26 protein-coding genes, 2 pseudogenes and 1 riboswitch are annotated in these 26,459 nt (G+C 51.5%); of the genes and pseudogenes, 18 read left to right on the top strand and 10 right to left on the bottom strand.

Features of this window, described 5'->3' with window-relative positions:
* Window positions 1-2 precede the first annotated feature (2 nt).
* Entirely contained in the window at window positions 3-1,367 is a 1,365-nt protein-coding gene (gene rseP, locus ACMXD4_RS12940) for an RIP metalloprotease RseP (RefSeq protein WP_415878341.1), read from the top strand.
* 63 nt (window positions 1,368-1,430) lie between these two features.
* Window positions 1,431-2,141, top strand: a complete 711-nt coding sequence (locus ACMXD4_RS12935) for a DsbC family protein (RefSeq protein ID WP_415878340.1) — start codon at window positions 1,431-1,433, stop codon at window positions 2,139-2,141.
* 53 nt (window positions 2,142-2,194) lie between these two features.
* Here ACMXD4_RS12935 and ACMXD4_RS12930 read toward each other — a convergent pair whose 3' ends face one another.
* The 4 genes from ACMXD4_RS12930 to mutS form a co-directional block, all read right to left on the bottom strand.
* On the bottom strand, window positions 2,195-2,785 hold the full coding sequence (locus tag ACMXD4_RS12930; protein WP_051670395.1) for an OmpA family protein: 591 nt from the start codon (window positions 2,783-2,785) through the stop codon (window positions 2,195-2,197).
* Window positions 2,786-2,799: 14 nt separating this feature from the next.
* A complete protein-coding gene (locus tag ACMXD4_RS12925; RefSeq protein ID WP_415878339.1) occupies window positions 2,800-3,246 on the bottom strand; it encodes a FecR domain-containing protein in 447 nt (148 codons plus the stop codon).
* 284 nt (window positions 3,247-3,530) lie between these two features.
* Window positions 3,531-5,792, bottom strand: coding sequence for a CHASE2 domain-containing protein (locus ACMXD4_RS12920; protein WP_415878338.1), 2,262 nt, complete (start codon window positions 5,790-5,792; stop codon window positions 3,531-3,533).
* A 138-nt stretch (window positions 5,793-5,930) separates the two neighbouring features.
* Complete coding sequence (gene mutS, locus ACMXD4_RS12915) at window positions 5,931-8,531, bottom strand: DNA mismatch repair protein MutS (RefSeq protein ID WP_415878337.1); 2,601 nt, start codon at window positions 8,529-8,531, stop codon at window positions 5,931-5,933.
* Between the two features lie 166 nt (window positions 8,532-8,697).
* On the opposite strand from mutS, the gene ACMXD4_RS12910 reads away from it, so the two are divergent.
* Window positions 8,698-9,987, top strand: a complete 1,290-nt coding sequence (locus ACMXD4_RS12910) for a tyrosine-type recombinase/integrase (protein ID WP_101052973.1) — start codon at window positions 8,698-8,700, stop codon at window positions 9,985-9,987.
* Here ACMXD4_RS12910 and ACMXD4_RS12905 read toward each other — a convergent pair.
* From ACMXD4_RS12905 to ACMXD4_RS12885, 5 genes are all read right to left on the bottom strand, one after another.
* Window positions 9,947-10,207: a helix-turn-helix transcriptional regulator gene (locus ACMXD4_RS12905; RefSeq protein WP_203531396.1), complete on the bottom strand. Its 261-nt coding sequence runs from the start codon at window positions 10,205-10,207 to the stop codon at window positions 9,947-9,949. The genes ACMXD4_RS12910 and ACMXD4_RS12905 overlap by 41 nt on opposite strands.
* Window positions 10,208-10,371: 164 nt before the next feature.
* Window positions 10,372-10,839: a FlhC family transcriptional regulator gene (locus ACMXD4_RS12900; protein ID WP_415878336.1), complete on the bottom strand. Its 468-nt coding sequence runs from the start codon at window positions 10,837-10,839 to the stop codon at window positions 10,372-10,374.
* Between the two features lie 12 nt (window positions 10,840-10,851).
* Window positions 10,852-11,445 carry an STAS-like domain-containing protein gene (locus ACMXD4_RS12895; RefSeq protein ID WP_415878335.1) on the bottom strand — a complete coding sequence of 198 codons (594 nt, stop codon included), beginning with the start codon at window positions 11,443-11,445 and terminating at the stop codon, window positions 10,852-10,854.
* Between the two features lie 32 nt (window positions 11,446-11,477).
* Window positions 11,478-12,095 (bottom strand): FlhC family transcriptional regulator, encoded by a 618-nt coding sequence (locus tag ACMXD4_RS12890; RefSeq protein WP_165786313.1) that lies wholly within the window; start codon window positions 12,093-12,095, stop codon window positions 11,478-11,480.
* The gene (locus tag ACMXD4_RS12885; protein ID WP_240348310.1) at window positions 12,076-12,720 is read right to left on the bottom strand and encodes a flagellar transcriptional regulator FlhD; all 645 of its coding nucleotides are present in this window, start codon (window positions 12,718-12,720) and stop codon (window positions 12,076-12,078) included. Before ACMXD4_RS12885 ends, ACMXD4_RS12890 begins: the two co-directional genes overlap by 20 nt.
* 107 nt (window positions 12,721-12,827) lie before the next feature.
* Between ACMXD4_RS12885 and ACMXD4_RS12880 the strand changes: the two genes are divergently transcribed.
* From ACMXD4_RS12880 to cysG, 15 genes and pseudogenes are all read left to right on the top strand, one after another.
* Window positions 12,828-13,790 (top strand): hypothetical protein, encoded by a 963-nt coding sequence (locus tag ACMXD4_RS12880; RefSeq protein ID WP_415878334.1) that lies wholly within the window; start codon window positions 12,828-12,830, stop codon window positions 13,788-13,790.
* 80 nt (window positions 13,791-13,870) lie between these two features.
* A riboswitch (cobalamin riboswitch) is annotated at window positions 13,871-14,001 on the top strand.
* A gap of 86 nt (window positions 14,002-14,087) precedes the next feature.
* Window positions 14,088-14,264 carry a CbtB domain-containing protein gene (locus ACMXD4_RS12875; RefSeq protein WP_101052980.1) on the top strand — a complete coding sequence of 59 codons (177 nt, stop codon included), beginning with the start codon at window positions 14,088-14,090 and terminating at the stop codon, window positions 14,262-14,264.
* A gap of 1 nt (window position 14,265) precedes the next feature.
* Window positions 14,266-14,913: a CbtA family protein gene (locus ACMXD4_RS12870; RefSeq protein WP_415878333.1), complete on the top strand. Its 648-nt coding sequence runs from the start codon at window positions 14,266-14,268 to the stop codon at window positions 14,911-14,913.
* Between the two features lie 2 nt (window positions 14,914-14,915).
* Window positions 14,916-16,214: a cobyrinate a,c-diamide synthase gene (locus tag ACMXD4_RS12865; protein WP_415878332.1), complete on the top strand. Its 1,299-nt coding sequence runs from the start codon at window positions 14,916-14,918 to the stop codon at window positions 16,212-16,214.
* Complete coding sequence (gene cobM, locus ACMXD4_RS12860; protein WP_415878331.1) at window positions 16,211-17,011, top strand: precorrin-4 C(11)-methyltransferase; 801 nt, start codon at window positions 16,211-16,213, stop codon at window positions 17,009-17,011. Before ACMXD4_RS12865 ends, cobM begins: the two co-directional genes overlap by 4 nt.
* A gap of 2 nt (window positions 17,012-17,013) precedes the next feature.
* Window positions 17,014-17,835 (top strand): sirohydrochlorin chelatase, encoded by an 822-nt coding sequence (locus tag ACMXD4_RS12855; protein WP_026600441.1) that lies wholly within the window; start codon window positions 17,014-17,016, stop codon window positions 17,833-17,835.
* Window positions 17,836-17,841: 6 nt separating this feature from the next.
* A complete protein-coding gene (locus tag ACMXD4_RS12850) occupies window positions 17,842-18,510 on the top strand; it encodes a precorrin-8X methylmutase (RefSeq protein ID WP_415878330.1) in 669 nt (222 codons plus the stop codon).
* A gap of 4 nt (window positions 18,511-18,514) precedes the next feature.
* Window positions 18,515-19,618, top strand: a complete 1,104-nt coding sequence (locus ACMXD4_RS12845) for a cobalt-precorrin-5B (C(1))-methyltransferase (protein ID WP_415878329.1) — start codon at window positions 18,515-18,517, stop codon at window positions 19,616-19,618.
* Window positions 19,619-19,620: 2 nt separating this feature from the next.
* The gene (gene cbiE / locus ACMXD4_RS12840; protein WP_415878328.1) at window positions 19,621-20,898 is read left to right on the top strand and encodes a precorrin-6y C5,15-methyltransferase (decarboxylating) subunit CbiE; all 1,278 of its coding nucleotides are present in this window, start codon (window positions 19,621-19,623) and stop codon (window positions 20,896-20,898) included.
* Window positions 20,899-20,917: 19 nt separating this feature from the next.
* Window positions 20,918-21,694: a precorrin-2 C(20)-methyltransferase gene (gene cobI, locus ACMXD4_RS12835; protein WP_415878327.1), complete on the top strand. Its 777-nt coding sequence runs from the start codon at window positions 20,918-20,920 to the stop codon at window positions 21,692-21,694.
* Entirely contained in the window at window positions 21,687-22,424 is a 738-nt protein-coding gene (locus ACMXD4_RS12830) for a cobalamin biosynthesis central domain-containing protein (RefSeq protein WP_415878326.1), read from the top strand. The genes cobI and ACMXD4_RS12830 overlap by 8 nt, the downstream gene beginning before the upstream one ends.
* A 4-nt stretch (window positions 22,425-22,428) precedes the next feature.
* Window positions 22,429-22,821, top strand: coding sequence for a cobalamin biosynthesis protein (locus tag ACMXD4_RS12825; protein ID WP_033158750.1), 393 nt, complete (start codon window positions 22,429-22,431; stop codon window positions 22,819-22,821).
* Window positions 22,818-24,179: a precorrin-3B C(17)-methyltransferase gene (gene cobJ / locus ACMXD4_RS12820; RefSeq protein WP_415878325.1), complete on the top strand. Its 1,362-nt coding sequence runs from the start codon at window positions 22,818-22,820 to the stop codon at window positions 24,177-24,179. Before ACMXD4_RS12825 ends, cobJ begins: the two co-directional genes overlap by 4 nt.
* Entirely contained in the window at window positions 24,172-24,531 is a 360-nt protein-coding gene (locus ACMXD4_RS12815) for a (2Fe-2S) ferredoxin domain-containing protein (protein ID WP_020481827.1), read from the top strand. The genes cobJ and ACMXD4_RS12815 overlap by 8 nt, the downstream gene beginning before the upstream one ends.
* Window positions 24,532-24,548: 17 nt before the next feature.
* Window positions 24,549-25,508, top strand: a pseudogene (gene cysG, locus ACMXD4_RS12810) (siroheme synthase CysG); the annotation flags it as partial.
* On the opposite strand, the pseudogene ACMXD4_RS12805 reads toward cysG, so the two are convergent.
* Window positions 25,507-26,348: pseudogene (locus ACMXD4_RS12805) on the bottom strand (IS4 family transposase); the annotation flags it as partial. The pseudogenes cysG and ACMXD4_RS12805 sit on opposite strands and share 2 nt — an antisense overlap.
* Window positions 26,349-26,459: the final 111 nt, after the last annotated feature.

Genomic DNA, 26,459 nt, shown 5'->3' with positions numbered 1-26,459 from the left:
AGATGGATACTTTGCACACCTTGTTTTATTTCATCGTCGCCATCGCGGTACTGGTGGCGTTTCATGAGTACGGCCATTTTTGGGCGGCACGCAAGGTTGGCATCAAAGTTATCCGTTTTTCCATCGGTTTCGGCAAACCGCTGATCAGCTGGCAAAAAAGCCCTGCCGATACTCAATTCGTCGTCGCTGCCATCCCGTTGGGCGGCTATGTGAAAATGGTCGACGAACGCGAAGAAGCCGTTAAACCGGAAGATTTGCCTTTCGCATTCAATCGCCAGCCGCTATTAGCCCGAACCGCTGTAGTCGCCGCCGGGCCGGTCGCCAATTTGCTGCTGGCCGTGTTTTTATTTTGGTTGGTGTTGGTCATCGGCGAAGCAGGCGTTAGACCGGTCGTCGGTGGAGTGGAGGCCGGATCTCTGGCCGAGCAGGCCGGTTTTGTAGCAGGCGACGAAATAATCAGCGTCGACGATATTGCTACGCCGACCTGGATAGAAGCTCTGGACACCTTGTTGACCTCGGCGATTGACGGTAAAACCGAAATCAGCGTAGTCACTAAAGCGATAGACGATAGTCAACAAGTACGCTTGATTCACTTGACCGAACAAGACGTACAAACCCCGGAAACGCTACATAAGCGATTGGGTCTGAAACCTTGGGTGCCCACTATTAAACCGGTTATCGGTAAGCTGCTTGAGGATGGGGTTGCCAAACAAGCCGGTTTACAAAGCGGTGATTTAATTATCAGCGCAGACGACACCGCCATTACCGACTGGCAACAATGGGTAGATTATGTGCAGGCCCGGCCGGATGTTGAAATTAAGTTATTGCTGGAGCGTAGCGGCGCGCCATTATCCTTAAGCATAACGCCGCGTAGCGAACAGCAGGGTGAGGGCAAGGCTGTCGGCAAAATCGGCGCCGGTGTGGATACGCCGAAAGACTTGCTGGACTCCATGATGGTGACCCATGCCTTGTCTCCCTGGGATGCGGTTCCGGTCGCCGGAAAGCGAGTTTGGTTTTACGCGGTGACCACATTAAAAATGATGGGAAAAATGGTGGTAGGTTCGGCTTCCGTCGAGAATTTGAGCGGCCCCATCAGCATTGCTCAATATGCCGGTCAATCGGCTGAAATGGGATTTACGGCGTTTCTGAAGTTTCTAGGCTTGGTTAGCGTCAGTCTCGGTGTGTTGAATTTGCTGCCTGTCCCGGTGTTGGATGGTGGTCATTTGCTGTTTTTCGCCGTTGAGGCCGTTAAAGGCAGCCCGATTCCGGAAAGAATACAACTGTATTTTCAACAGGCCGGCATGTTGCTGTTGATGCTGCTGATGGGCTTGGCGATGTTTCTAGATATAGGCAGATTATTTCAATAACGCTGAACAAAGCAGCCGCGTTGTGGTCAACCACATTCATTTCTAATCTTCCCTGGTAATTACATGAAAAAAATCACATACACGCTGGCTCTGACGCTACTGGCTTTGACTAGTCCAGCATTATTTGCCGACGAAGCTGCGATAAAAAAAGCCTTGAGTAACTTTATGCCGGGCGGGCAGGTTGACTCGGTGAAACCATCGGAAGTCAAAGGTCTGTACGAAGTGTCTATGGGCGGCAATATCTTTTATTCATCCGAAGACGGTAAATATTTACTGCAAGGGCAATTATTTGACGCCGAAGCAAAGAAAAATATCACCGAATCTAAGCTGGCTGAGGTGCGTAAAGCCTCGCTGGATAAAGTCGGCGAACAAAAAATGATTATTTTCAAACCGGAAACCAGCAAACATGTCGTGTCTATCTTTACCGACATCGATTGCGGTTATTGCCGTAAGTTGCACTCTGAAATCGATCAATACATGGCGCAGGGCATTACGATACGCTACATGTTCTTCCCTAGAGCCGGCAAAGGGTCGGATTCCTATAAAAAAGCAGTGTCAGTCTGGTGTGCCGCCGACAAAAACAAAGCATTAACCACCGCGAAGAAGGGTGAACATCTGGACGCGAAAACCTGTGAAAATCCAGTGGATGAACATATGGCCTTGGGTGAAGCGTTCGGTATGAATGGCACACCGATGATAGTCACCCAAAAAGGTAATATTCTGCCGGGCTATGTGCCTGCCGCGCAATTAGCAAAAGTGCTGGCCAGCGAATAAGCAAATACAAAAAACCGCCAGCTTTCGAGTTGGCGGTTTGATGGGTTAGAAAATTATCGGATCGTCACTTCTACTCGACGGTTTCGCGGTTCGGACGTTTCATCGCCGGTCTTGATCAACAAATTCTTTTCGCCGTGCGATGTCACGGCGACCTCTTTGACATCCATTTTGCCGGCATCGAATAACTTGCTGACCTGAACGGCGCGCTCATTAGCCAGCTTTTCGTTTTTGCCGGCATCGCCCACGGTGTCGGTGTGGCCTATCACTGAAATATCGGCGGCCGGATGTTTGCTGGCGGCTTCGATGATCTTCGGAATCAAGGCCGCAGAATCCGCGGTCAGCTTGGTGCCGCCGGTTTCAAAATACAATAAAAATGTTTCCGGTAATACCGGCTCGGAAGCCAAGGCTCGGCCAAAGTCCTTATTGATCTTCTCTTGTTCTACTTTGAATACGGTTTTAGAGTTATCCAGAGCCGCACCAAAACCGGCTTGTTCAACCACGGTTTCGCTGCCGGCACCGCTGAAAATCACTTTTCCGGTTGAGCCGTCGTGATCTTCCAGTAAGACCAAATAAGATTTGGCGCAACCGCTTAAAGCCAGCGCGACTGCGAATGTTAAGGTTTTGGGTATGGAAATTGTCGTCATGGCAAATACTCAGTTTAATCTTCAACTTTGACTAAAAAACGTGTGCCTCTTACCGCAATCACGCCGGTGGGGGTTTTTACCGTTACCGCTTCCGGTTTGAGTTTGGCGATGACGCCGGAAATATAGTGCAGGGTGCCTTTTAATAAGCTGGCGTTTAATTGCAATTTGTCCTGTTGTGGTTCGAATTGATATGCTTCTATTTTGAATTCGGTATTCGGGCCAATCGACAAAATGGTATTGTCTTTCAGCGTTACCCCGGCTGCGCCGTTTTGGTCGGTTTTGATAACGTTGCCGACATGAATTGGCGAACCAAGGCTGGCTTTGATTGGGCCGCTACTCTCGTCAATAGTCGTTTGATCGTTGATGGTTTTGATGTAGCCGATGACTGTTTCATCGGCCGATGCCTCATTCGGCATGCAAAGGGCTAACCCCAGGCTACAACAGGCGAAAAGACGTTTCATAATGGCCTCTACAAACGGTGTTTTGGGACATCAATAGCCGCGCGGGCGGTATCGAAATTCAGCGTGTAAGTATAGACAGCATTTAATTGTTGTCAGATTCAAGAGCTTATTTGTTTTAGGGCTATTCGTACGCCGCTTTTATATATCGTCTCACCGGCGAAGGCGGGAGCCTGGTGGCTATGTGGGATTCGGTTCAATGTCTGGCTTCAGGCTGCGCGCTCGCCCAACATCGGAAACTAGCGCTTACGGAACGGTTACCGGTATTAGATAAAAACCTCAGCGGCTTAACGGGTCAGCAATTCCACCCAGAACGTGCTGCCCACACCCGGTGTGCTGCTAACCCCGACGGTACCGTTCATCAATTCCGCCAGTTGTTTGGTAATAGCCAATCCAATACCGGTGCCTTCTATTTCGGTATTATCCGCACCCAGGCGCTGAAACGATTGGAATAACAATTGTTGTTGTTGCTCCGCCAGACCGTTGCCGGTATCGGTGATAGAAATTCTCACCCGGTTATCGTCCACCAGTCTGCTGCTCAAGTTGATGGAACCGTTGGGGCGATTGTATTTCACGGCGTTGGACAAAAAATTCAATAAAATTTGTTTGGCGCGTTTCGGGTCTGCTTGCAACTCAATGTTCTCGGGTAAGCAATTATCGACAATCAGCGCCAAACCTTTATTTTGTGCCAAGGGTGCGATCAGGGTTTGGCAATCCTTGATCAGCTCCGCCAAATTGATGCTGCCGATATTCACGCTGATTTTGCCGGACTCGATTTTAGCCAGATCCAAAAGCTCGTTAATCAGCCCGAGCAAGTGCAGACCGGCCTTGAGTATTTCATTCACCGAGTCCAGGTGAGTTTCAGCCAAAGGATGTTCCTGGTCGTCCATTTGCATCAGCTGCGCAAAACCGATAATGGCATTTAGCGGGGTGCGTAATTCGTGGCTCATTTGCGACAGAAATTGGCTTTTGGCCAAGCTGACTTGTTCGGTCCGGTTAATCAATTCTCGCATTACCGTTTGTTCTTCGGCTTTTTTCAGCAGCATTTTCGCCATGAGCATCCGCTCGCCAATATCGTTGATGGTCAACACCGTGCCCATCAGTGCGCCCCGACTGCCTATCAAAGGAGCGATGGTCAGATTCGCGTTCATCGCATAATGGTCGGAAATGGATAAGCGGGTATTGCTGATTTTCAACGGTCCTTGATTGATGACGCTTTGTTGTATCAATTCTGCGATTCGATGCGGTTTGCCGTCTATTTCCAAACTAAAAATGTCGTCGATATTTTGACTGCTAGTCTTGGGACGTTTGCTGCCGATGATATCCAGAGCGGCGGCATTCATGTATTCAATCGAGCCTTTGTTATCGGTGGTGATTACCCCATCGACGATAGCGTTTAAGGTGATATAGGCGCGCTTTCGTTCTGCGAATAAGGATTGGATCAGTTTCTCAAAATGCCGCCAGCTGCGCAGTGGATAGCTGATTATTAACACCAGTAATGCCACGGACGGTGCAAACCAATAGTGGCTGGTATGCAGTAAGACTAAGCAAAACAGTAAAATTGCCATGGACAGCATAGAAACCGCCAGCGCCAGCCAGCGCAGTGAAAAACAGGTGCTGATCTTGATGGCGATCCCGGCTATGACCAGGCTTAACAGAAATTGCCAATGGCCCGGCAGCGGTTGCCAAAGCGTTTGCTTAATCAGGCCATCCAAGCCGGCTGCGACGAAATCCACACCGCTCATGGGCCGACTACCGATGGCCAGAGGTGCCGGCAGGTCACGTTCTATACCGCTTGCGGTGAGCCCAACCAATACGTATTTATCGGTGAATAATTGTCCGGACACATTACCCGATAATACGTCCAAATAAGAAACTCTAATGAAATCACTGTCCGGCGCAAAGAACGGCAACCAGACCCGATAATCGCCATGTATGCTTTCTGGCGATGTTTCGATCCGTAAGCCCGGTAAATCGGCAAGTATTTCCGGATGGCTCAACGCATAAATAGCCAGCGGCATCGCCGACCACTGCGAGTCGCCCAAGGATAATCGCAATAAAATGCTTCTACTGATACCGTCTTTGTCCAAATCGACATTGGCGTGCCCCAGGACTACATGTTTGGCATAGTCCGGCAAGGGCAGAGTTTCCACCATCTTGTTATCGTTTTGTTCGATAATTACCGGCAGTACGACCTGTCCATTATTGGCTAGAGCACGGCTTAAGTGCGCGTCCAACTCAGGATGTTGCCTATCCGCTTCGGAAAAAATAAAATCCAGCCCAATCGCCTTGGGTTTTGCCGGTGTTAGCGTCTCCAGAAGGCGAGCGTGAATATCTCTGGGCCAAGGCCAGCGCCCCAGTTTTTGCAGGCTTTTTTGATCGACTTCGATAATGACAATATCTTTTGAAGCCGGTGTAGCCAGCAGCTTTAGTTGGGCATCATAAATCCATCGATCAAAGCGCCACAGTGCATCCGTATAGCTTAAGCCGACCGTAAACAGTATCAGCAGCAAGATGATCAATGATTTTTCGAAGCGGCAAGTCGCCATGGAATTTACTGTGAAAGTGGAAATACTAGGAAAAGTATACTAGTTGCAACCGCAAACAGTTAATGTAAAACAAGGCTTTCCGCTGTTAACGGCCTGACAGCAGGGCGCAAATTGTCTTGAACCCGCAACCCGCCACTATCAACGCTTGTTAGCTTTTAGCAGCGCTTTCAATCGATATAAAGCGTCCAATGCTTGCCGAGGACTTAAATGATCAGGATCGAGTTCTTCCAGCAGCACGACCGCCGGATGGCATTCCTGACTGGTGAATAAATCAAATTGGTTGATTTCGCTATGATTTTGCAGCTCGATATAGGCGGTGTTTTCCAGTTGCGCCAGCTTGTTTTTGGCGTTGGCAATCACGCTTTGCGGCACCCCGGCCAGCGCCGCCACTTGTAAACCGTAGCTTTGGCTGGCTGGACCGTCTTTCACGGCATGTAAAAATACGATCTTGTCGCCGTGTTCCATCGCGTCCAAATGGATGTTATGGATATTGGCTTGTTCTTCCGCCAACGTAGTCAGCTCGAAATAATGGGTGGCGAATAGCGTGAATGCCTGGGTGTGGCGAGCTAAATAATCGGCGCAAGCCCAAGCCAACGATAAGCCGTCGAAGGTGCTGGTACCGCGGCCGATTTCATCCATTAAGATCAGGCTGTTGCTGGTGGCGTTATGCAGAATATTGGCGGTTTCCGACATTTCCACCATAAAAGTCGAGCGGCCGCTGGCCAAATCGTCGGACGCACCAATGCGGGTGAATATCTTGTCTATCGGTCCGCAGCGCAGTGCTTGCGCCGGCACATAACAGCCGATGTGAGCCATCAGCACAATCAACGCCGCTTGGCGCATATAAGTCGATTTACCGCCCATGTTCGGGCCGGTGATGACCAGCATCCGCCGCTCTGCGGAGAAATTAAGATCGTTGGCGACGAAGGGAATACTGGACAACGCTTCCACGACTAGATGGCGGCCGGCGACGATATCGATACCAGGCTGTTGATCCAACACCGGTTGCGACAAGTTTAAGGTTTCGGCGCGTTCGGCAAAATTTACCAACACATCCAGTTCGGCCAAGGCACTAGCGCACTGCTGTAGATCGAGTAATGCATCGCCTAGCGTATCCAGCAATTGATCATATAAGGCTTTCTCGAATGACAGGGATTTTTCGCGGGCGCTTAGCACCTTATCTTCAAAAGATTTAAGCTCCGGCGTGATGTAGCGCTCCGCACCTTTCAGGGTTTGTTTGCGGGTGTAATGCACTGGCACCTTGTCGGCCTGGGCATTGGAAATCTCGATGTAATAACCGTGCACCCGGTTGTAATTGACCTTGAGTGTGGCAATGCCTGTAGCGGCGCGCTCGCGCTGCTCCATGTCGATCAGGAACTGGTCGGCGTTCTGACTGAGATTACGTAACTCGTCCAGCTCGGGATGATAACCGGGGGCAATCACGCCGCCGTCGCGAATCAGCACCGGCGGATTGTCGATGATGGCGCGTTGCAACAGGGCCAGTAATTCCGGTTGCTCGCGCAATTGCGTGCGCAGGCTTTCCAGATGCGGATTATCGCTATCGGCCAGTTGGTTTTGCAGTTGCGGCAAAACCGCCAAGGTCTGTCGCAATACCAGTAAATCACGTGGTCGCGCTGACTTCAAAGCAATCCGAGAGCTAATCCGTTCTATATCGCCCACCTGACGCAGGCTGGCTTGTAGATCTTCATGTAAATGATTCAGCAACAGGCTGGCGATGCAGGCGTAACGGCCATTGACAACGGCATGATCGCGTAGTGGTCGGTGTATCCAACGCCGTAGGCAACGGCTGCCCATCGCGGTGGCGGTTTTGTCCAACACCCCCAACAAGGTGTATTGCATTTGGCCGCTGGGATGGCTGTCCAGCTCCAGATTACGGCGGCTGGCGGCGTCCAAGCTAATGCTGTCGTCGCTGTTCTCGACTCGGATGCCTTGAATATGGGGCAGGGCGCTTTGCTGGGTATCGCGGATGTATTGCAACAAACAACCTGCCGCGCAAATGGCCGACGGTAAATGTTCGCAGCCGTAGCCTTTTAAATCGTGGCTGTTGAACTGCTTTAAAATCAATAGCCGACAACTATCTAAGTCAAAATGCCAGGGCGGCCGTTTGCATAAGCCCCGGCGTTCCTTGATGGCCGACGGCAGTTTAATATCCTCGCTATACAACAATTCAGCCGGGTTCAAGCGCTCGATCTCGCTAAGTAGCTGGGTTTCGCCGTCCAATTGCTGTAGTGTAAATTTCCCGCTGCCTAAGTCCAGGCAAGCCAGCCCGAAGAACTTGTCGAATACGGCTAAAGCCACCAGCAGATTATCCTTGCGATCCTCCAACAACGCTTCGTCGGTGACAGTGCCTGGCGTGACGATGCGCACCACCTTGCGTTCTACTGGACCTTTGGATTTGGCCGGGTCGCCGATCTGCTCACAGATTGCAATCGATTCGCCTTGTTTCAGCAGGCGGGCGATGTAGTTTTCCGCTGCATGATAAGGAATGCCGGCCATAGGGATGGGTTGTCCCCCGGACTGGCCGCGAGCGGTCAGCGTAATATCCAATAACTGCGCGGCCTTTTTCGCATCATCGAAAAACAGCTCGTAGAAATCTCCCATTCGGTAAAACAACAGCGTGTCAGGCTGGCCGGATTTGATGCGCATATATTGTTGCATCATCGGGGTGTGCTGTGTTTCGTTGCCTTGCCTGCTGTCTTGTTTTGTTTGGATATTCATTCGTAAGTTAATGAAATAACAGATAATAACTCTATGTTGTGAGCCGGGTTCACTCCAGCTACACTTTTCAAAACTTCCCTGCACTTTGCTGTTTAGTATAGGTTTTAGTATAGGTTTTTTCGAGTTATACTCGCGTCATCGATCAACATAAAAAACCTATACTAAAATGCAATTCGATGCCCGCACCGCTAAAGCTTTGCAGCCAGGACAGCATATGGCTTTTGACGATTACCCAGGACTGCGTTTGTCTGCCATGGCAAAAGTGAGAACTTGGTTTTATCGGTATAGAAGCACTGTTGATGGACGCCTTAGGCAGGTGTCAATTGGTCATTGGCCATCTATGTCATTTCCAGTGGCTATTGTCGCTTGGGAAGCTTTGAAAAACCAGCGTGATTCTGGTAATGATCCTGTATTAGAGGCAAAGCAAGCTAAATTAGAGGCAAAAGCTTTGATATTAAAACAAGAGGCGGCAAATTCTGAAAACGCTTATACAGTTAGAGTGCTGTGTGATGAATATTTAGCTGGACATGTTTGTCGCCACAGAGCCAAAAAAGGTTCTACTGAAATTACTAGGATGTTTAACACAATGCTGGGTGATATGGCGGATTTACCATCCACTGCAATTACCCGCTCAATGGCTTTTGATTTGATTCAAAAGTACGCCGCAATATCGCCCGTGCAGGCCGGAAAATTACGATGTGAGTTAGGAGCAGCATGGGATTATGCAATGGATGCCGGCAGACTACCTGAAGCTGCAGTAAATTGGTGGCGCTTAATTTTACGTGGAAAAATTAGATCAAAAGGAAAGACCATAGAAGGTAAGAACATCGGCGTGGTCAAACGCGTACTCACTGAAGACGAAATCGGTGAATTGATAGCTTGGCTTCCAAATTTCGCACCGATAATTACTGACGTTCTAATGTTATATCTCTGGACCGGAACTCGCGGCTCAGAAATTGTCGGCATGTCAGGAACTGAAATTAGTGAAGAGGGCGGTCAAGTTTGGTGGACGATACCGAAAATTAGAACGAAAAATGCTCGACATGAAACTGCTACAGATCAAAGGGTGCCCTTATTCGGTAGGGGTTTGGCAGTGGTGTTACGGCGGAAAAAATTGTATGGAGACGGTTTTCTATTTCCATCCCGTCATAAAGTGGGGCACATCGAACAAAAATACGTCACTGAACAGGTGTTTTATAGACAGCCCTATAGTCAGATACGCCCTGAGCAGGTGAGGCCTCGATTAACGGTGACTCATTGGGCACCGCATGATTTGCGACGGACTTCACGCACCTTGCTTGCAAAATTAGGATGTCCAGATTCCGTAGGTGAAACGATTCTCGGTCATATGTTACCCGGTGTGGTAGGAACTTATAATCGGCATCAATATGACGATGAAAAACGCCTATGGCTCTTTAATCTGTCAGAGCATCTTGAGTCATTGGCAAATTTCTAGATTTAGGTTTGCCGTTGCGTCCGCCTATTGCCGTATTAGGAGGGGGTAATAAATCGGAAACAGGACGCGACTCAGCCCATTCTTCAATTTCGCGTAGTAACCAGCAGGAACGGCGTGCAGATGCTTTACGAGGCTTAGGGAACTCATCGGCACGAATCAATGATTGGATGGTAGATTCAGAAAGCCCTGTGACTTCTGAAACCGCCTCAAGATCAATCATGATGGGTCTCAATACCGACTGACGTTTATGGGCGTTACTCATGTATTTGTTGTCTACCAATAAATAGGTCGCTCGTTCGATCCGGCCTTGTTTTAAATAAAGCAATGACCGGATTGGTTGCCATTTTATCTTACTCAGGATTCAAATATTTTTGGTTAACCTTCTCATAAATGTATTTTGCAGATGCTGCAGCGATCAGTGAGATCTTCACGGGCTTTTAACAAAACCCAAGATTGACATTGTGGACACTTCGAAAGTTGAACTCGTTTATCTTTGATGTCATGTGCCACCACCCAAGCATCGGAAAACTCGAGTTGTCCCAAGGGATATGATTTTTTATACGCATTAAAGGCAGTAATTAGCGTCTGGATTTGGCCTTCTTTCGATTTGGCCGTGGCAACCTGAAAACACACGGCGAAGATGGTTACATCTTTATACTTACGGCGACTACCGGTCAAACCTCGGGTTGAAAACTTGATCGATCCACGACTGGGCGATTGGCCATGTAATTGACGGTATGTCTGCCTCAGTAACTTTATTGGTACTCCCGTTGCTTGATGCACGATTTTGACTTTCGCATGGAGATTGAGCAGTTCTATCGCCAAGGTTTGTTGTTGATATTTCTTGAGCATTAGCTGCCTCCCTTAATCAATAGTGCCGCTTAATCCAAGCATGGCTTCCAGCATCGGAGGCGATTCTCTATTGATGTTTTGAATAAACTGACTCGAAAATCGAGGGGTAAAACATAGCCAGTTTGAGCGGGAAATTAAGTCAATGTCTTCTAAAGATAAACGACCAACTGCCAAGCGCATGGCCTCATCGGTAATCCCCAAGATTAATTCGGTCAGCACCGGGTTCTCCCGTGCGATTTCTCTGGCTTTGATGAGCCATGCCTGATTCATGGAATAGATCTCTTCATCGCAACCCAGTTGATCTATCGCCGTCAGTTTGTCAAAGTAGGCCTCAAGATTTTTGAATGCTGACTGCATCATGTTGTCGACGTGCTCCGCCATATTGACTATTTTCAGTTTCGATTTCAGATAATCGGATCCGAATTCGGCAACCAGTGGCAAAAACAATTCCTGAAAGAAACTCTGCGTGATGGTTTTGACGTCCTTAAAATCAATCGTCAGCGATTGCTGATTGGCAAAGCACTCCCGTGCCAGTCGCGCGAAATTTTTGCCATGGATTGTCTGGGGTATTTGGGAATGGGTGGCTGTAACGACAACGATATGCATGCGACTTCTCCTTAGTAGCTCATTGATTGCCTCTAACGAGTGCTTGGTTTGTTCAAAGATTGACTTTTTGATTTTGCGGAAACCCAACGCCGCCGCCCCGACCGATCAGTCCACACCTCGCAGATAGGGCATTGGCTAAATGCGGCATCAGGGTGAATCATGCCCAGGTAGCGGGCGCGGCAACGACCGCAAACCATGAATACCAAATCACCCGCAGAGAGCAGGCTGGTCAAATACCAAGCCCTGTTGATGTCTAACGGATAAAGTTGACTGGAGCGTGGTTGGATAAATTGCCTATCGGCTAAAATTCTGGAAGCAACCTTGGTGTATATCTCATAGGTCGCAACCAGTAAGGTCGCGCTTAGGCTTGGGGTAGAAAGCCGGCTCCTAATGTCTTCAATAATGCTTAAAAATAAAGAAGCATGAATATTGTTGAATGCTGAGCGAATGGCCCATTGATGATCATGTGGCAGCATGCCTTGTTTGGGCGATTTTCCTTGTATAGCTTTAAAAAATGTGATGCTTTGCTTTCGGGTTAGATGGCAGAGTTGGCTGACAATTGGCGGACGGGTGCCGAGTTGAATTAGCCTTTCCGCCAAGACCAAGTCTGCGCCTATATTTGACCTGCTTTTAAACGGCATTGGTTTCATCCGCAGTTCTAGTGATACAAGGTTGGAGGAGATCCACATAGGCAACCAGGGGCAAGTTGCTTGGGGTATAGACAGGCAATAACTGAATCACAGCGCGACTGCTTTCGGCGTGTTCACGAAGTTGCTCCTGTGTCATGCCGGCGAGACGGTCTATGCCAACTCGATCTAATCCAAATCGCCAGGCCGCTTCTTCAGGATTACTGCGCGCGCACTCTCTAGCAAGCATGAGATATTCGAAATTTAACCGGGCAAGATCTTCGTCCAGTGTTGACATAAACGCCTCTGAGTTGATTAACGACTGTTGTCGATATGCTAGGAGAGCAACGCGCAAATGTCTCGGTCGCAAAGTGACCTGATTTGGGTCACAAAGCTCCGGAAGCCTCGATTGATCTGATTTGGCGTTGTTGAAAATAATTGGCTTATTGGGCTGGTGATGCTTCTTTCGGCATGTGATGTGCGGCCAATTTGATAACGCCAGGCAATTTGCATGGTTTGATGGATTGAATGATTCTGAAATTCTTCTAACCTCGTTCTGCTTATTAGAGGCTTTGCCCACAACAAGTGGAGTCTTAATTGGCGTTTGACCTGAATAAGTGCTTTCCAAAATCATTTTTACTTCGCTCATCTCGCATTCGTTATGGAGGACATTGTTATGAATCGGCTATTCGCTAACCAGACCGCAACTACCGGTTACCTGGTTTGGGGTGGTTTATGCGCGAGGTAATTCAATGCTTGATCGATTGGTTGGATAGTGAGCCAAGCGATGAAAAAGGCCACCGCATATTGCGCGCGTTAGCTCAGGAATCGTTAAAGAAAGTGGATTTCGAAGAGTCGGAGCGACGTTTCACGGCCGATGCAATCGTCGCTGCTGTTGGTGAGTCCTTAGACAGTGCCGAACCTAAAAAATGGATCGACTGGCCGGGTTCGTTAAAAAAATATTGCGAAATCCGTGAACCGCAAATCATGGAGTTTGCCCGTAAGCGTAGGCTTTCGCATTATCCAAAGCCGGAGCGTAAAAGCACAAAGGGAGGGCCGGGACGACACACGACGTTCTATATCAAAGCTGAAACGGTTCCGGTGATATTGGAAGAAGACCAAGCAATCGAGAATGTTCGGGCTGGGAGCAACATAGCCGATTTGCAAGCCAGCTATCAACTGACAGAATTGGGTGAAGTCAAACCCAGTTGGATCGCGAGTTGGTTATTTCGGCACGGACAAATCGAATTACGCCGATGGCATGTATGGGGAGTACTGGGCTGGTTGGCAACAATAGGCGGACTTGCATTGTTAATTGCCTATGCAGGATGGCTATCGTTATCCGTGCCTAGGCCGGTGACAACGCAAGATTTGACATTACTGGTCAGTATTTTTGCGATTCCCTATGGTTCCTGGGTAACTATCATCAAGCCTTGGATATTATTGTTGGATGATCGAATTGTCGTAGCCCATGAACTATTCACAAATTTTTATGAACAGTCTGCGCAGTTCGAACTGCTTCGAGACGGAGATTTAAGAGTAATTCGGTTAGTTCGGTATTCGGCGGCATGTCCCATTTGTGGCGCCACTATTTATCTCGAAAAAGGCGAGCCGGATTACAGACGAAGATTGGTGGGGCGTTGTTATGAAAGCCCGAGAGAGCATGTGTTTAGTTTTGATAGAATCACTCGTTGCGGGCGATTACTGGTTGATCGATAACTTGTCGAGAGGAGCTGCTGCCGCACCGTTTATTCTTATTTCAATACATTTCATTTGCCCTACGACTAGCTGCGGCATACAATCGCCGCTGGTTTTAAGGTTCCCGCTCTTGGCGGGTGAAACTGGAAGTCGGTTAAATGCCGACGCTGCCCCCGCAACGGTAGGTGATTCGTCACGAGCCCGGAGACAGGCCTAAAACTGTAGTCAACAGTATTGCGGAGGGCGATCTGTCAAATCGGTTTTTTTGGTTTGTCTTTCCCTCTGTTATTCCGTCCACCTTTTTCGGAACAGACAACCATGAAAACACTCGCGGCATCTACCATCCTTTCTTCCTCAAAAATCCTGCCCGGCCTGAGTGCTATTGTTTTGGGCCTGACCGTCGTGTTAGGTTTGGGTTTCTTGCAGGACGCTAACAACTACCTGCATAACGCCGCCCACGACGGACGTCACAGCGCAGCTTTTCCTTGCCATTAACATGGCGGATTTTCGTAAGCTGGTCACCATCTCGCTACTGGCGGGACTATTGGGCGGCTTGTTACTCAGCGTGCTACAACACTATCAAACCTTGCCCTTGATTTTGGCCGCCGAACAATTCGAAACGCCATCGGCTGAGCATGTGCGTGACTGGCAACCGATGGACGGCTGGCAACGTAATGGCTTTACCTTGCTGTTCAATGGCCTAACCGGCTTCGGCTTTGCCTTGTTTATCAGTGTCGCCCTGTACTGGCGGGATCAACATGGTTACCTGTACGGACTCGGCTGGGGTTTGGCCGGTTATTTGGTATTTTTTGTCGCGCCATCATTGGGCTTGCCGCCGGAGTTGCCGGGCACCGACAGCGCCGAATTACATAGTCGCCAAGCGTGGTGGCTTTTTACGGCCGCCGCTACCGCGATTGGCTTGTTTGGTCTGTTTTTGACCAAACAGCGCTGGCTGCAAATCGGCGGCGCTGGCTTACTGGCCTTACCGCACCTGATCGGCGCACCGCATCCCGAGGTTGCTCAGGCTTTAGCGCCCGAAGCCTTACAACAGCATTTTGTGGTGTTGACATCCATCAACAACGCTATTTTCTGGCTGGCCTTAGGCACAATATCGGGCCGATTGTTGCGTAAAGTAACGTTTTAGTGATGAATGCTGCCGCAACACGCCATTGCCCGGCGATATTGATCAGCACCCCTGCCTCCGGGCAAGGCAAAACCACCATAACTGCAGCTTTGGCCTATTACCATCGTCAGCAAAACCGCAAGGTACGCGTGTTCAAAACCGGCCCGGATTTTATCGATCCGCAAATCTTGAGCTTTGCTTGCGAACAACCGGTTTATCAGCTGGATTTATGGATGATGGGCGAAGCGCATTGCTGTGAGATGCTTTATAACGCCGCCGCCGACGCTGACGTTATCTTGATTGAAGGTGCCATGGGCTTGTTCGACGGCGATAGCAGCAGCGCCGATTTGGCACAAACACTAGACGTGCCTGTGGCCGTTGTCATCGATGCGGGCGGCATGGCACAAACTTTTGCCGCAGTAGCTTATGGCTTAGCCCATTACCGTGCCAACTTAAAGTTTGCCGGGGTCATCGCCAACAAAGTCGGCAGTCCTAGTCATGCCAAACTGCTAGAAGAAGCGTTGCCGAATAACATACCTTTGCTGGCGGCGATGGCGAAAGATACCGGAGTCGGCATGCCGTCGCGGCACCTGGGTTTGTTGCAGGCCGACGAAATCGGCGACCTCGATCTTCGCCTGGCCCGCGCCGCAGAATTGCTCAGCAGCCTTGCGCCGTGCCGATTGCCGCAGCCGGTCACCTTCGCGCCGATTACTACCGATCCGCCGCCGAAATTGCTGACTGGTAAGCGTATCGCAGTAGCTCGTAATGCCGCGTTTTCGTTTATCTATCAAGCCAATCTGGATTGTTTGCAAGCTATGGGCGCTGAACTGACGTTTTTCTCGCCGCTCGCAGACCACGTATTACCCGAGGCAGACAGTGTTTATTTGCCCGGCGGTTACCCGGAACTACATCTCCAAACATTGGCCGACTATGTCGCCATGAAACAAGCCTTGCAGCAACATCATCAAGCCGGTAAACCGATTTACGCCGAATGCGGCGGTTTTTTATATTTGCTGGAACGTTTGGCCGATAAACACGGCCATGCGGCAGCGATGGCAGGATTACTACCCGGTAGCGCGCAAATGCAACAAAGGTTGGTGAATATGGGTATGCACAGCTTGCAGTTGGAACAAGGTGAAATTCGCGGGCATAGCTTTCATCACTCGCAACTGGAAACCACACTGCAACCGTTCACCGAATCGAAGCCCCAACGCAATCGTCGCTGTAACGAAAACTTTTATCGGGTGGGTTCGTTGCAAGCGTCTTATCTGCACACCTACTTTCCGTTCAACCCCCAGGTCGCGGCTGGATTTTTTCTATGAGCACTCAACCTAAAGTATGGTTTGTCGGCGCAGGTCCCGGTGATCCTGATTTAATCACTGTCAAAGGTCGCGACTTAATTGCCAATGCGGATGCCATTTTGTTCGCAGGCTCTCTGGTACAGGCCGCAGCGACGCAATGGGCACCAAGCACTTGCGTGATCAAAGATTCCAAAGACATGACTTTGGAGCAGATTACCAACTGGCTGACCGAACAAGCCGGTCCGGGCAAAACCGTCATTCGCCTGCAAACCGGCGACCCTGGCTTGTACGGTGCATTGATTGAAATGGTGCAACCACTGGATGCGGCCAACATTGCCGTCGAAGTAGTGCCGGGCGTCTCGTCGGCATTTGCCGCGATGGCTTGTGCAGTCGAAAGCCTGACCTTGCCCGAAGTCACGCAGACCGTGATTTTAACCCGTGTTGAAGGCCGCACGCCAATGCCTGACGGTGAATCATTGCAAGAATTGGCCAGCCATCACACCACGCTGTGCCTGTTTTTATCGATCACCTTGCTGCCCACGATCGAACGCGAGTTAAAAGACGCAGGTTGGTCGGATGATGCACCGGCATTGGTGGTCCACAAAGCCAGCTGGCCGGGTGAACAACAGATTATTCGCGGCACCCTGGCTGATATTCGCGAACGCTGCCGGGCCGCCAAAATCAACAGTCAGGCCATGATCGTCATCAGCCCCACCTTGGGCGCGCGGCACTGGCCATCCTTAAAAAAATCCAAACTTTATGATGCCGGTTTTACCCATCGTTTTCGCCGCGCCGAGCGGCCTCAGTCTAAGGAATAAGTATGACAACCACCGTTCTCTTGGTCGGCCACGGATCGCGCAATCAGGCCGGCAACGATGAAATTCGCGAATTTCAACAACAATGGCAGGCGCAACACCCCGACTGGCGCATTGAGTTGTGCTATATCGAACTCGCCGAGGTGCTGTTGGAAGAAGGATTGAGCCGCGCCGCGCAAGGATCTAGCCGCGTGATAATCGTACCGCTGATCATCAGCGCCGCCGGGCATGTGAAGATGGAGATTCCCGAGCACATCGAGGAAGCCCGCGAAAATTTTCCGGCGGTCGAATTCATCTACGCGCCGCATTTGGGCAGCAACGAAACATTACTGGCCATTCTGCAAAAACAGCTCAAAACGGCACTCAAATCTCTGGCGATGCCGGATCCAAAAACCACCGGTGTGATCATATTAGGCCGCGGCTCCTCCGACAAAGTCGCCAACGGGGAATTGGCAAAATTAGCGCGTTGGCTGTTTGAAGCTACCGAGCATGAACTCGTCGACATTGCCTTCACCGGTATTACCCATCCGCGTTTGGAAACCGCCGTGCAACGTCAAGTACGACTGGGCATGACGCAGATTGCGATTTTGCCCTATTACCTGTTTACCGGCTTGCTGATCGAGCGCATCGGCAAACAAATCGAACGCTTGCAAAGCCAATATCCGCAGATTGTCTTCGGTGCCGGCACTTATTTTGGTTTTGATCCGGCCATTTTTAAATTGCTTGATCAACGGGTTACCGAAGCCTGGGACCCGATCGCGCCGAAAATGCTGGAATGCGACGGCTGTCAGTATCGCGAGCAAGCCGAACATCACCACCATCATTGATTAGCCATGAGCCACAACATTCAAACCGAACAACTGACCCAGGCTGGGCAACAAATCGAACACGATTCCTTTACCATCGTCGACCGCGAAGTCGGCGAGCACCATTATTCAGATGGGCAATGGCAAGTGGTGCGTCGCATGATCCACGCCACTGCGGATTTTGAATTCAATGGCCTGACCGAGTTTTCCGCGCATGCAATCGAAGATGGTATTCAAGCCATTTTAAATGGTGCGCCGATCGTTGCCGACGTGGAAATGATTTGCGTCGGCTTATCGCAGCCGCGCCTGGCGCATTTTGGCATCAGCGCCTGCCAGTTCATCGCCGATGCGGATGTCATAGCCGCCGCCAAACAGGTCAACAGCACCCGCGCGGTACAAGCCATGCGTAAAGCGCAGCGCCTGGGTTTAATCGCCGGCGGTATCGTCTCAGTTGGCAACGCACCGACCGCGCTGTTGGAAGTGTTGCGGATGATCAAAGAAGAAGGCGTCAAGCCGGCACTGATCGTCGGGATGCCAGTCGGATTTGTCTCTGCAGCGGAATCCAAGGATTTACTCGCCGAATTAGCCGATGTGCCATGGATCATCACCCGTGGACGTAAGGGCGGCTCGACCTTGGTCGTCGCGGCGATTCATGCCTTGTTGAGCTTGACGGAAACCCGGCAGAAAAACGGCTGATAGCATGGCAATGCCGGAACGCAAACCCAAAGGTACCCGCAAGGGTTACACCACCGGCGCCTGTTCGGCGGCAGCGGCACGGGCGGCAGTGCAGGGTTTGCTGAATGGGCACGTGCCGGACACTATCGACTGCGTGCTGCCCAATGGGCAAGACGTGGCATTCAAAGTCGAAGAAAGCTTCGTACAGAACGACCGAGCACATGCTGTCATCGAAAAAGACGCCGGCGACGATCCGGACTGCACCCATCGCGCTCGGCTGACGGCGGATGTGATGTGGATAGAACAACCGGATACTATCGTATTGCAAGGCGGCGCGGGCATAGGCCTGATCACTCGGCCCGGTTTGGGGCTGGCGGTCGGCGGTCCGGCCATCAATCCGGTTCCGCGCAAAAATATCGAGGATAACATCCGTCTGATCGCCGCCGAAGCGCTAAAAACCCGAGGTCTACAGGTAACGATCTCGGTGCCGGGCGGCGAAGAGATGGCGAAAAAAACCCTGAATTATCGTTTGGGCATTATCGGCGGTATTTCGATTCTAGGTACGACCGGAATCGTGCATCCGTATTCCACGGCGGCGTTTCGGGCTAGCGTGGTGCAAGGCGTGGAAGTTGCGGCCAATCAGGGGCAGGCTAGCGTGGTGCTGACCACCGGCGGCCGCACCGAGAAATTCGTGATGCGCGAATTGCCCGACCTGGATGAAAGCTGTTTCGTGCAAATGGGTGACTTTCTGACACCGGCACTGGACACCGCCGCTCGTTGCGGCATTCAAAACATCATCATTGGCGGTATGGTCGGCAAGCTGACCAAAATGGCTCAGGGTGAAACCATTACGCATGCCGGTCGCGCCCCAGTCGATGTGGAACTGGTGGCCGACATTGCCCGCAGCATCGGAGCGCCGGACGATGTATGCGACGCCATCGCCGCCCAGGAAACCGCTCGTTACGCCTCCGAATGCATGGCCGAGCTGGGATTGGAATACGAATTTCATGTCGAACTGGCTAACCGAGTCATCGCCACCTTGGAAAACCGTTATCCCGGCGGTTTTCACATCAGTGTTCTGGTGTGCGATTTCGATGGCAACAAACTGGCCGAAGCCGGCAGGAATTGATCATGCAAGCGATGTGCAGTTTTATCGGCGTACTAGACAACGGCGTCGCCAGCCTGAGCCAGGAGGCCTTGCAGGCATTGCGCGAAGCAAAGCATGTCATCGCCGGCAGCCGTCTGCTGGCAACGCTGGCTAAAGACATTACTCAGGCCAGACACTACGACTTAACCGGGCAACTCAAACAAGTGCCGGACTGGATCAATGTCGCGTTGGCACAAAATGAAGCAGTAGCTGTACTAGCGACTGGTGATCCCTTGTGCCACGGCATCGCCGGTTTCCTGGCCGGCAAGCTGGAGTCCAGAAGGGTACGCATCTTGCCCAATCTAAGTACGATACAACTAGCCTTTGCCGAGTTGAAATTGTCTTGGCAAACCGCCGCTATCGTTTCGATCCACAGCAAGGATGCCGGTGAATGGCTGGGCGGGGCCACGCCAGAGCATGGCTTGTACGAATTAGCTCAGCGCTGCCGCCAACACGATTTGCTGGCGATATTGACCAGCCCGGACAACACCCCAGCACGTATCGCCCGCTTATTGCAAATCGAAGGCTTGGCTGATGCGTTTGAAATGGCGATTGCTGAAGCTCTAAAGCAGCCGCAACAGCGCGTCAGCGCCTGGCTGACCATCGCTGAGGTGGCTCAAAGCCGTTATCTCGATCCCAACGTCGTCATTCTAAAACGCAAAACGGCTGCGCCCGCACAGGTATTGTTTGGGATCAGCGACGACCAGTTTCAGCAGCGCAAACCTGAAAAAGGCCTGATCACCAAACGCGAAGTGAGGGCGGTATCGCTAGCCCGCATGCAGTTGACAAGAAGCAGTATTGTCTGGGACATCGGTGCCGGCTCCGGCTCGGTAGGGCTGGAGGCCGCGCGCTTGTGTCCGGACGGGCATGTATTTGCCATCGAAAAAAACGCCGACGACATGGCCAATGTCGAGCAGAATCATGCCGCCTGGGGTATCAGCAATTACAGCTTCGTGCAGGGCAAGGCTCCGCAATTTCTCGACACCTGGCTTGATCCGGATGCGGTATTCGTCGGCGGCTCCGGCGGTGAATTGGCGGAGCTGATTGCGCTGTGTTTACAGCGTTTAAAACCCGACGGCTGGCTAGTGATGAATTTCGTCACGCTGGAAAACCTGTCCACCGCGGTCGAGACCCTGAAACAGCTCGGCGCAGACTGGGACGTTTGTCAGATTCAAGCCTCGCGCAGTAGCCCGATTCTGGCCATGCATCGCATGCAGGCCGAAAATCCAGTGTGGATTGTGTCGGCCACCCATCCTTTATAGTCCATAACAAGCGGTCACGATGAACACTAAACTCGGCACTCTCTACGGCGTCTCACTCGGCCCCGGTGACCCAGGCCTGATTACCCGCCGTGCCTGGCAATTACTCTCAGGCCCTGGTCATTGGACCTATCCTGTTCGCAAGAAAAATAGCGACAGTTATGCCTTGGACATAGCCTTGCGCGCCGGCCTGGAACTGCCTGCCGAACATAGCGAGCTGCATTTTCCGATGACTCACGATGCCGAGATTCTGGCCCGTTACTGGCTGGCAGCAGCACAAACCGTGTTGGCAATATTACAACGCGGCGAGGATGTGTTGTTTCTGGTGGAGGGCGATGCCTCGACCTATTCCACTTTCGGCCATTTGCAACGCAGTGTTCGTGCCTTACAGCCGGAAGTTACAGTCGAAGTGGTGCCGGGGGTGTCGTCGTTTCATGCCGCTGCGGCGCGCAGTGGCGAACCGTTGGCGGATGTCGATGACACCATTGCCATAGTACCGGCGGGATATGGTATCGCGCAGATCGAGCGCATGCTGAGCGACTTCGATACCTTGGTATTGCTCAAGGTCAAACCGCTGCTGGACGACATCATTGATCTGTTGCGCCGCCGTGATTTGCTCGATCAAGGCTGGTTTATCGAAAAAGCCGGGGCGCCGGAAGAACGCATGGTACATGATCTCTCTAGCCTGCAAGGGCAAAAGGTCAATTACCTGTCTTTACTGATCATCAAAAACCCAGGCCGTCAGCGCAACGAAATGCAGCGCGGTTGCCGCAAGAAGAAGGACTCAATCGATGAATGAAGTACGTGTCGCCCTGGTGGCGATTACCAAACACGGCGCCGGGATTGCTACTCGCCTGGCACCACAACTCCCCGAAGCGGAGGTGGTGGTGTCGGAGAAGCAAGCCGAACATTTGGGTGATTTTGCCAATCCGCGCCGGGTCTATCAGGGGGCATTGAGCGCGCAAATCGGCGAGTTGTTCGCATCCTACGATCAAATTATTTTTCTGGTATCGCTGGGCGCGGTGGTTCGGCTGATTGCGCCGCATCTTAAATCCAAGGATGAAGACCCCGGTGTGCTGGTGATCGACGATGCCGCCGAATTCGTGATCCCGGTGCTATCCGGCCATGTCGGCGGTGCCAATGCTTATGCCGAAAAAGTCGCCGCGTTGCTAAATGCCACGCCGGTACTGACCACCGCATCGGACGTGGGCAAAACCATTCCGGTGGATATCTTGGGCCGTGAACTGGGCTGGCAAGTGGAAGCCCCTAAGGTCAACATCACGCGTGTGTCGGCGGACGTGGTCAATCAACTGCCGATTGCCTTCGTGCAGGAAGCCGGCAGCTCAAATTGGTGGACGCGGCCATCGCCGTTACCGGCCAATATTCATCTGTTCCAGCGTTTCGAGGACGTTGATACCGAACAATACCGGTCAATTCTATGGGTCACACACCGGGCAATCGATCCGACTGTTTGGCAACAACTGGCTGAGCGACTGGTGGTGTATAGGCCGCCCAGGGATCAAGCGTAAGTGTATGAAAGTCATGATTGGCATGGGTTGCGACCGCAATGCCAGCCTGGATACCTTGCGGCAAGCCTTGGCCCAGGCCTTGTGGCGTTGCGGGCTCGATGTATCTACGGTAGCCGGTTTGGCCAGCATCGACAAAAAAAATGATGAAGCAGCCTTGTTACAACTAGCCCAGATATACGATTGGCCGCTGTATTTTTATCCGGCTGAGGCTCTGGCCACCATCCCGGTACCGAATCCATCCGAGGTGGTCATGAAATACATGGGTACTCCGGCGGTGGCGGAAGCGGCCGCTTTGAGAGCGGCCAATGCCGAATTGTCGGATTTACTGGTCGAGAAACATAAATATTGCGGCACGGACGGCAAGAACGCCACCGTTTCGATAGCGAGAATCAAATGAAAAAAGCAGGCAAAATTTTACTGGTGGGTATCGGCCCCGGCGCGCATGAGCACATGACTGCCCGCGCTCGCCAAGCGATTGCGGAAGCGGACTTGGTGATTGGTTACAGCACCTACATCAAACTGGTGCAAGACTTGCTCGATGGCAAGGAAGTCATCAAAAAAGGTATGACCGAAGAACTCGATCGCAGTATCGAAGCGTATGAACATGCCAAGCAGGGCAAAATCGTCGCTATGGTGTCGTCCGGCGATATCGGTGTTTACGGCATGGCCGGGCCTACTTACGAACTGCTGCTGGACAGTGGTTGGACGCCGGATGATCCAATTCAGGTGGAAGTGGTCCCCGGTAGTACCGCGTTGTCGAGTTGCGCATCCCTGGTCGGAGCGCCGCTGACCCATGATTTTTGTTCGATCTCGCTGTCCGACTTGTTGACGCCTTGGCCGGTGATCGCCCGCCGCCTGGAAAGCGCGGCGCGCGGGGATTTCGTGGTAGCTTTGTATAACCCCAAAAGCGGTCGCCGCACGCAGCATATCGTCGAAGCGCAAACTATATTGCTGCGTCATCGGAGCCCGGACACGCCGGTTGCCATCGTTAAATCCGGTTATCGTGCTCGGCAACACATCCAGCTCGTACGCTTAGCGGAGATGGCCGATTGCGACATCGGCATGTTGACCACGGTCTTGGTCGGCAATAGCAGCACCTTCGTCCGTGCAGGGTTGATGGTAACACCGCGCGGCTATGCCAATAAATATGACGCCATGACCGGCGAAACCCGCGCAGGCGAGCAGGCGGGGCGTTCGCTGAGCATGGGTCTGGAGGGCTGGAAAGCTTGTGTGCGGCAATATTTGCGCGACACGCCCAAGGTGACATTGCAACAGGCGGCAGCATACTTCGCGCAACCGCTGGCGGAGATTCTCGATGCCGTCAGCCAGTCCACGCCGGGCGATCAAGCCGGCCTGTTCTGCGCGCAACGGGCAATCCCGGACAGCCATGATCGTTTGCTGGAATCATTGCAGGCTTGGGGCAAATTACGCGCCGTGGTGCGCAGCGAAGCGGGCGCCGTGGCGGAATTGTTGATCAACGCCGCTGATTTGCAAAGCAAAAACGGCTGGGTGAGTATCGTCAACAACGCCTTTCATTTGCACATCGACTGGCGCAAAATGCAGCAGATTTGGTTTGTCAGCCGTGATGATCAAACCTATGGCATTCAGGTACTCGATCAACACGGCGACGCCTTATTCAATTTATGGTTAGTCGCTGACGAAGCAGGATTCGACAGCACAGCCCTACAACACTACCGCAATGACCGAGCGCAATTTAGCGCCCCAACTGTTCTGGAACCAACCCACCATGACTGATAACACCATCCCTATGCCGGAAAAACCCAAAATGGGTGACTACAAACGCCACTTGCTGGTGTGTACCGGCCCCCGCTGCACCGAAAATGGCGAAGCGCAGGCCTTATTCGAAACCCTGGGCGAGAAGTTCAAAGCGGCCGGCATCGACAAAGGCGAACTCAGGGTTAAGCGCACCCGCACCCACTGTTTTGCCACCTGCAAATCCGGTCCCATCATGTGTGTACAGCCCGATGGCGTCTGGTATTACAACGTCAATGAAACCAATTTACAGCGCATCATTGATGAGCATTTGGTGGGCGGTCGACCTGTCGAAGCGCTGATTTATCATCAAAGTACTTGCTCGGTTCCATAGCAGTAATACAAAGCGTTATGGATTATTTTCCTCTTTTCTTAAAAGTTAAAGACCAAACGTGTTTAGTGGTAGGCGCTGGCGAAATTGCGGCGCGAAAAATTGAATTACTGCTCCGGGCTGGAGCTAACATCGTCGTTGTTGCTATGGAAATTGGTGGCGCGGTAGCCGCTATGCAACAGTCAAATCAAATCGTTATCCGTCAAAAAGCATTTACGCATGAGGATATAGACGGCATGGGACTCGTGGTTTCCGCTACCAATTGCCGCTCCACGAATGTAGATATCTCCAAGTTGGCGAATCAGCGGAAAATCCCCGTTAATGTGGTTGATGATCCGGCGTTATGTTCCTTTATATTCCCGGCCATTATTGATCGTTCGCCCCTACTTGTCGCCATATCCTCAAGTGGTGTATCTCCCGTATTAACGCGACTTTTACGGGCTAGGGTGGAAAGTGCCATTCCGGCATCGTTTGGCCTGTTGGTGCAATTGGCTGAAAAATTCAAATTATTGGTCAAACAACGCATTCCACAACCGAGTCTGCGTAGAGTTTTCTGGGAAAAGATTTTACAAGGGCCAGTGGCTGAATTAGTTTTTGTAGGCAAGCAGAGCGAAGCGGAAGAACTGCTGCGGTCGCAGCTGCAGCAGGCTGACCCTACAGCAAATCAGGGTGAAGTGTATTTAATAGGTGCCGGTCCTGGCGACCCCGATTTATTAACGTTTAAAGCCTTGCGTCTGCTGCAGCAGGCAGACGTTATTGTTTATGACCGGCTGGTTTCTATAGAAGTGCTCGATATGGCCCGACGAGACGCCGAGAAAATCTATGTCGGTAAACAGAGGGATAACCATAGTCTACCGCAGGAGTCGATTAATCAACTGTTAATTGATTTAGCCCTGGCCGGCAAACGTGTCGCCCGATTAAAGGGTGGCGATCCTTTTATCTTTGGTCGTGGGGGTGAAGAAATCGAGTCCTTTATACAATTAGAATGCTGTTGGTTAGAAAGACTCGCGTCTTGCCGGTTTCCGGGGCTTTAAATCGAATACGGCGCAAGTGTTGAGGATAGCCTTTTTGAGTATAGAATCTATCGAGTGCGATAGATTGGTCGCAGATGATACCGAGATGACGGTCGGTTGGGGTTGAATAAATGCGATGAGCATCCAGATTGGATCTGGCTCGCGTTACAAAGAACGCACCGGTCAAATGCAAGATATACAATCTGGCGAAGTCGACATAGCCGCGATCCATCACATAAATAGCCCCGGGTCGGGTATCAGCAACTCGAGCGCCTTGACGTCTTGCATTTTGCCGTCCGAGATAGGGATAAAGCTTGGAATACTACCGCGCAAATCCAGCAAGGTATGCAATTTGACCGCCACCTTGGTGGTGCGAAACTGGGCCCTGGGAAACACGGACAGACACAGATCAATCGTGGTCGAATCCAGTGCATAAACGGTATTGCTCAAGTCTAGCCCTAAGTCCTCGCTGGCGTAGAGTTTCCGCGCTTGCGCGATCAAACGCTGAGCAAATTCGGCATAGATGCGCCAATCACGGTTGGCATTGGCGTCGGCCAGTGTCGAGCGAGAAACCGTAGTGCGGATGCCCATGTGATAAAGCTTATTGGATTGAGCCGACAACCAGGCTTCGATGTCACGCAGACTTTCCCGATAGGTCAGTTGCGCGAAAGCCAGAATCCGAAACTGCTCGGCGCCACTGAGTGTTCGGATTCGGTAATCGCCATCGTAAGGGGGCACGATGCGATGAAAGGTTTTCCATGGCAAAACGTCCATGATTTGGGCGAACAAAGTTTTGCCAATGTACATCGCGCTCTCCACCGGTTAAAAAACCAGCAGACTGCATGAAGATTGGTTTTTCCTTCAAGTCGGAGACAGCTTTTAGTCCTTTGAAACCCTTGCTACATAAGGCCTACCGCA

The organism is Methylomonas sp. TEB (genome assembly GCF_047777895.1).
Classification (GTDB): domain Bacteria; phylum Pseudomonadota; class Gammaproteobacteria; order Methylococcales; family Methylomonadaceae; genus Methylomonas.
This window is presented reverse-complemented; position numbering and strand designations above follow the sequence as displayed.

What these genes read in the sequence shown, in the direction of transcription:
- ACMXD4_RS12935 (WP_415878340.1), top strand. Translation starts at nt 1,431, where the DNA reads ATGAAAAAAATCACATACACGCTGGCTCTGACGCTACTGGCTTTGACT.
- ACMXD4_RS12920 (WP_415878338.1), bottom strand. Translation starts at nt 5,792, where the DNA reads ATGGCGACTTGCCGCTTCGAAAAATCATTGATCATCTTGCTGCTGATA.
- rseP (WP_415878341.1), top strand. Translation starts at nt 3, where the DNA reads ATGGATACTTTGCACACCTTGTTTTATTTCATCGTCGCCATCGCGGTA.
- mutS (WP_415878337.1), bottom strand. Translation starts at nt 8,531, where the DNA reads ATGAATATCCAAACAAAACAAGACAGCAGGCAAGGCAACGAAACACAG.
- ACMXD4_RS12815 (WP_020481827.1), top strand. Translation starts at nt 24,172, where the DNA reads ATGACTGATAACACCATCCCTATGCCGGAAAAACCCAAAATGGGTGAC.
- ACMXD4_RS12925 (WP_415878339.1), bottom strand. Translation starts at nt 3,246, where the DNA reads ATGAAACGTCTTTTCGCCTGTTGTAGCCTGGGGTTAGCCCTTTGCATG.
- ACMXD4_RS12875 (WP_101052980.1), top strand. Translation starts at nt 14,088, where the DNA reads ATGAAAACACTCGCGGCATCTACCATCCTTTCTTCCTCAAAAATCCTG.
- ACMXD4_RS12830 (WP_415878326.1), top strand. Translation starts at nt 21,687, where the DNA reads ATGAATGAAGTACGTGTCGCCCTGGTGGCGATTACCAAACACGGCGCC.
- ACMXD4_RS12845 (WP_415878329.1), top strand. Translation starts at nt 18,515, where the DNA reads ATGGCAATGCCGGAACGCAAACCCAAAGGTACCCGCAAGGGTTACACC.
- ACMXD4_RS12930 (WP_051670395.1), bottom strand. Translation starts at nt 2,785, where the DNA reads ATGACGACAATTTCCATACCCAAAACCTTAACATTCGCAGTCGCGCTG.
- cbiE (WP_415878328.1), top strand. Translation starts at nt 19,621, where the DNA reads ATGCAAGCGATGTGCAGTTTTATCGGCGTACTAGACAACGGCGTCGCC.
- ACMXD4_RS12905 (WP_203531396.1), bottom strand. Translation starts at nt 10,207, where the DNA reads ATGATTGATCTTGAGGCGGTTTCAGAAGTCACAGGGCTTTCTGAATCT.
- cobJ (WP_415878325.1), top strand. Translation starts at nt 22,818, where the DNA reads ATGAAAAAAGCAGGCAAAATTTTACTGGTGGGTATCGGCCCCGGCGCG.
- ACMXD4_RS12900 (WP_415878336.1), bottom strand. Translation starts at nt 10,839, where the DNA reads ATGCTCAAGAAATATCAACAACAAACCTTGGCGATAGAACTGCTCAAT.
- ACMXD4_RS12825 (WP_033158750.1), top strand. Translation starts at nt 22,429, where the DNA reads ATGAAAGTCATGATTGGCATGGGTTGCGACCGCAATGCCAGCCTGGAT.
- ACMXD4_RS12885 (WP_240348310.1), bottom strand. Translation starts at nt 12,720, where the DNA reads ATGAGCGAAGTAAAAATGATTTTGGAAAGCACTTATTCAGGTCAAACG.
- ACMXD4_RS12910 (WP_101052973.1), top strand. Translation starts at nt 8,698, where the DNA reads ATGCAATTCGATGCCCGCACCGCTAAAGCTTTGCAGCCAGGACAGCAT.
- ACMXD4_RS12895 (WP_415878335.1), bottom strand. Translation starts at nt 11,445, where the DNA reads ATGCATATCGTTGTCGTTACAGCCACCCATTCCCAAATACCCCAGACA.
- ACMXD4_RS12890 (WP_165786313.1), bottom strand. Translation starts at nt 12,095, where the DNA reads ATGAAACCAATGCCGTTTAAAAGCAGGTCAAATATAGGCGCAGACTTG.
- ACMXD4_RS12850 (WP_415878330.1), top strand. Translation starts at nt 17,842, where the DNA reads ATGAGCCACAACATTCAAACCGAACAACTGACCCAGGCTGGGCAACAA.
- cobM (WP_415878331.1), top strand. Translation starts at nt 16,211, where the DNA reads ATGAGCACTCAACCTAAAGTATGGTTTGTCGGCGCAGGTCCCGGTGAT.
- ACMXD4_RS12855 (WP_026600441.1), top strand. Translation starts at nt 17,014, where the DNA reads ATGACAACCACCGTTCTCTTGGTCGGCCACGGATCGCGCAATCAGGCC.
- ACMXD4_RS12865 (WP_415878332.1), top strand. Translation starts at nt 14,916, where the DNA reads ATGAATGCTGCCGCAACACGCCATTGCCCGGCGATATTGATCAGCACC.
- cobI (WP_415878327.1), top strand. Translation starts at nt 20,918, where the DNA reads ATGAACACTAAACTCGGCACTCTCTACGGCGTCTCACTCGGCCCCGGT.
- ACMXD4_RS12870 (WP_415878333.1), top strand. Translation starts at nt 14,266, where the DNA reads ATGGCGGATTTTCGTAAGCTGGTCACCATCTCGCTACTGGCGGGACTA.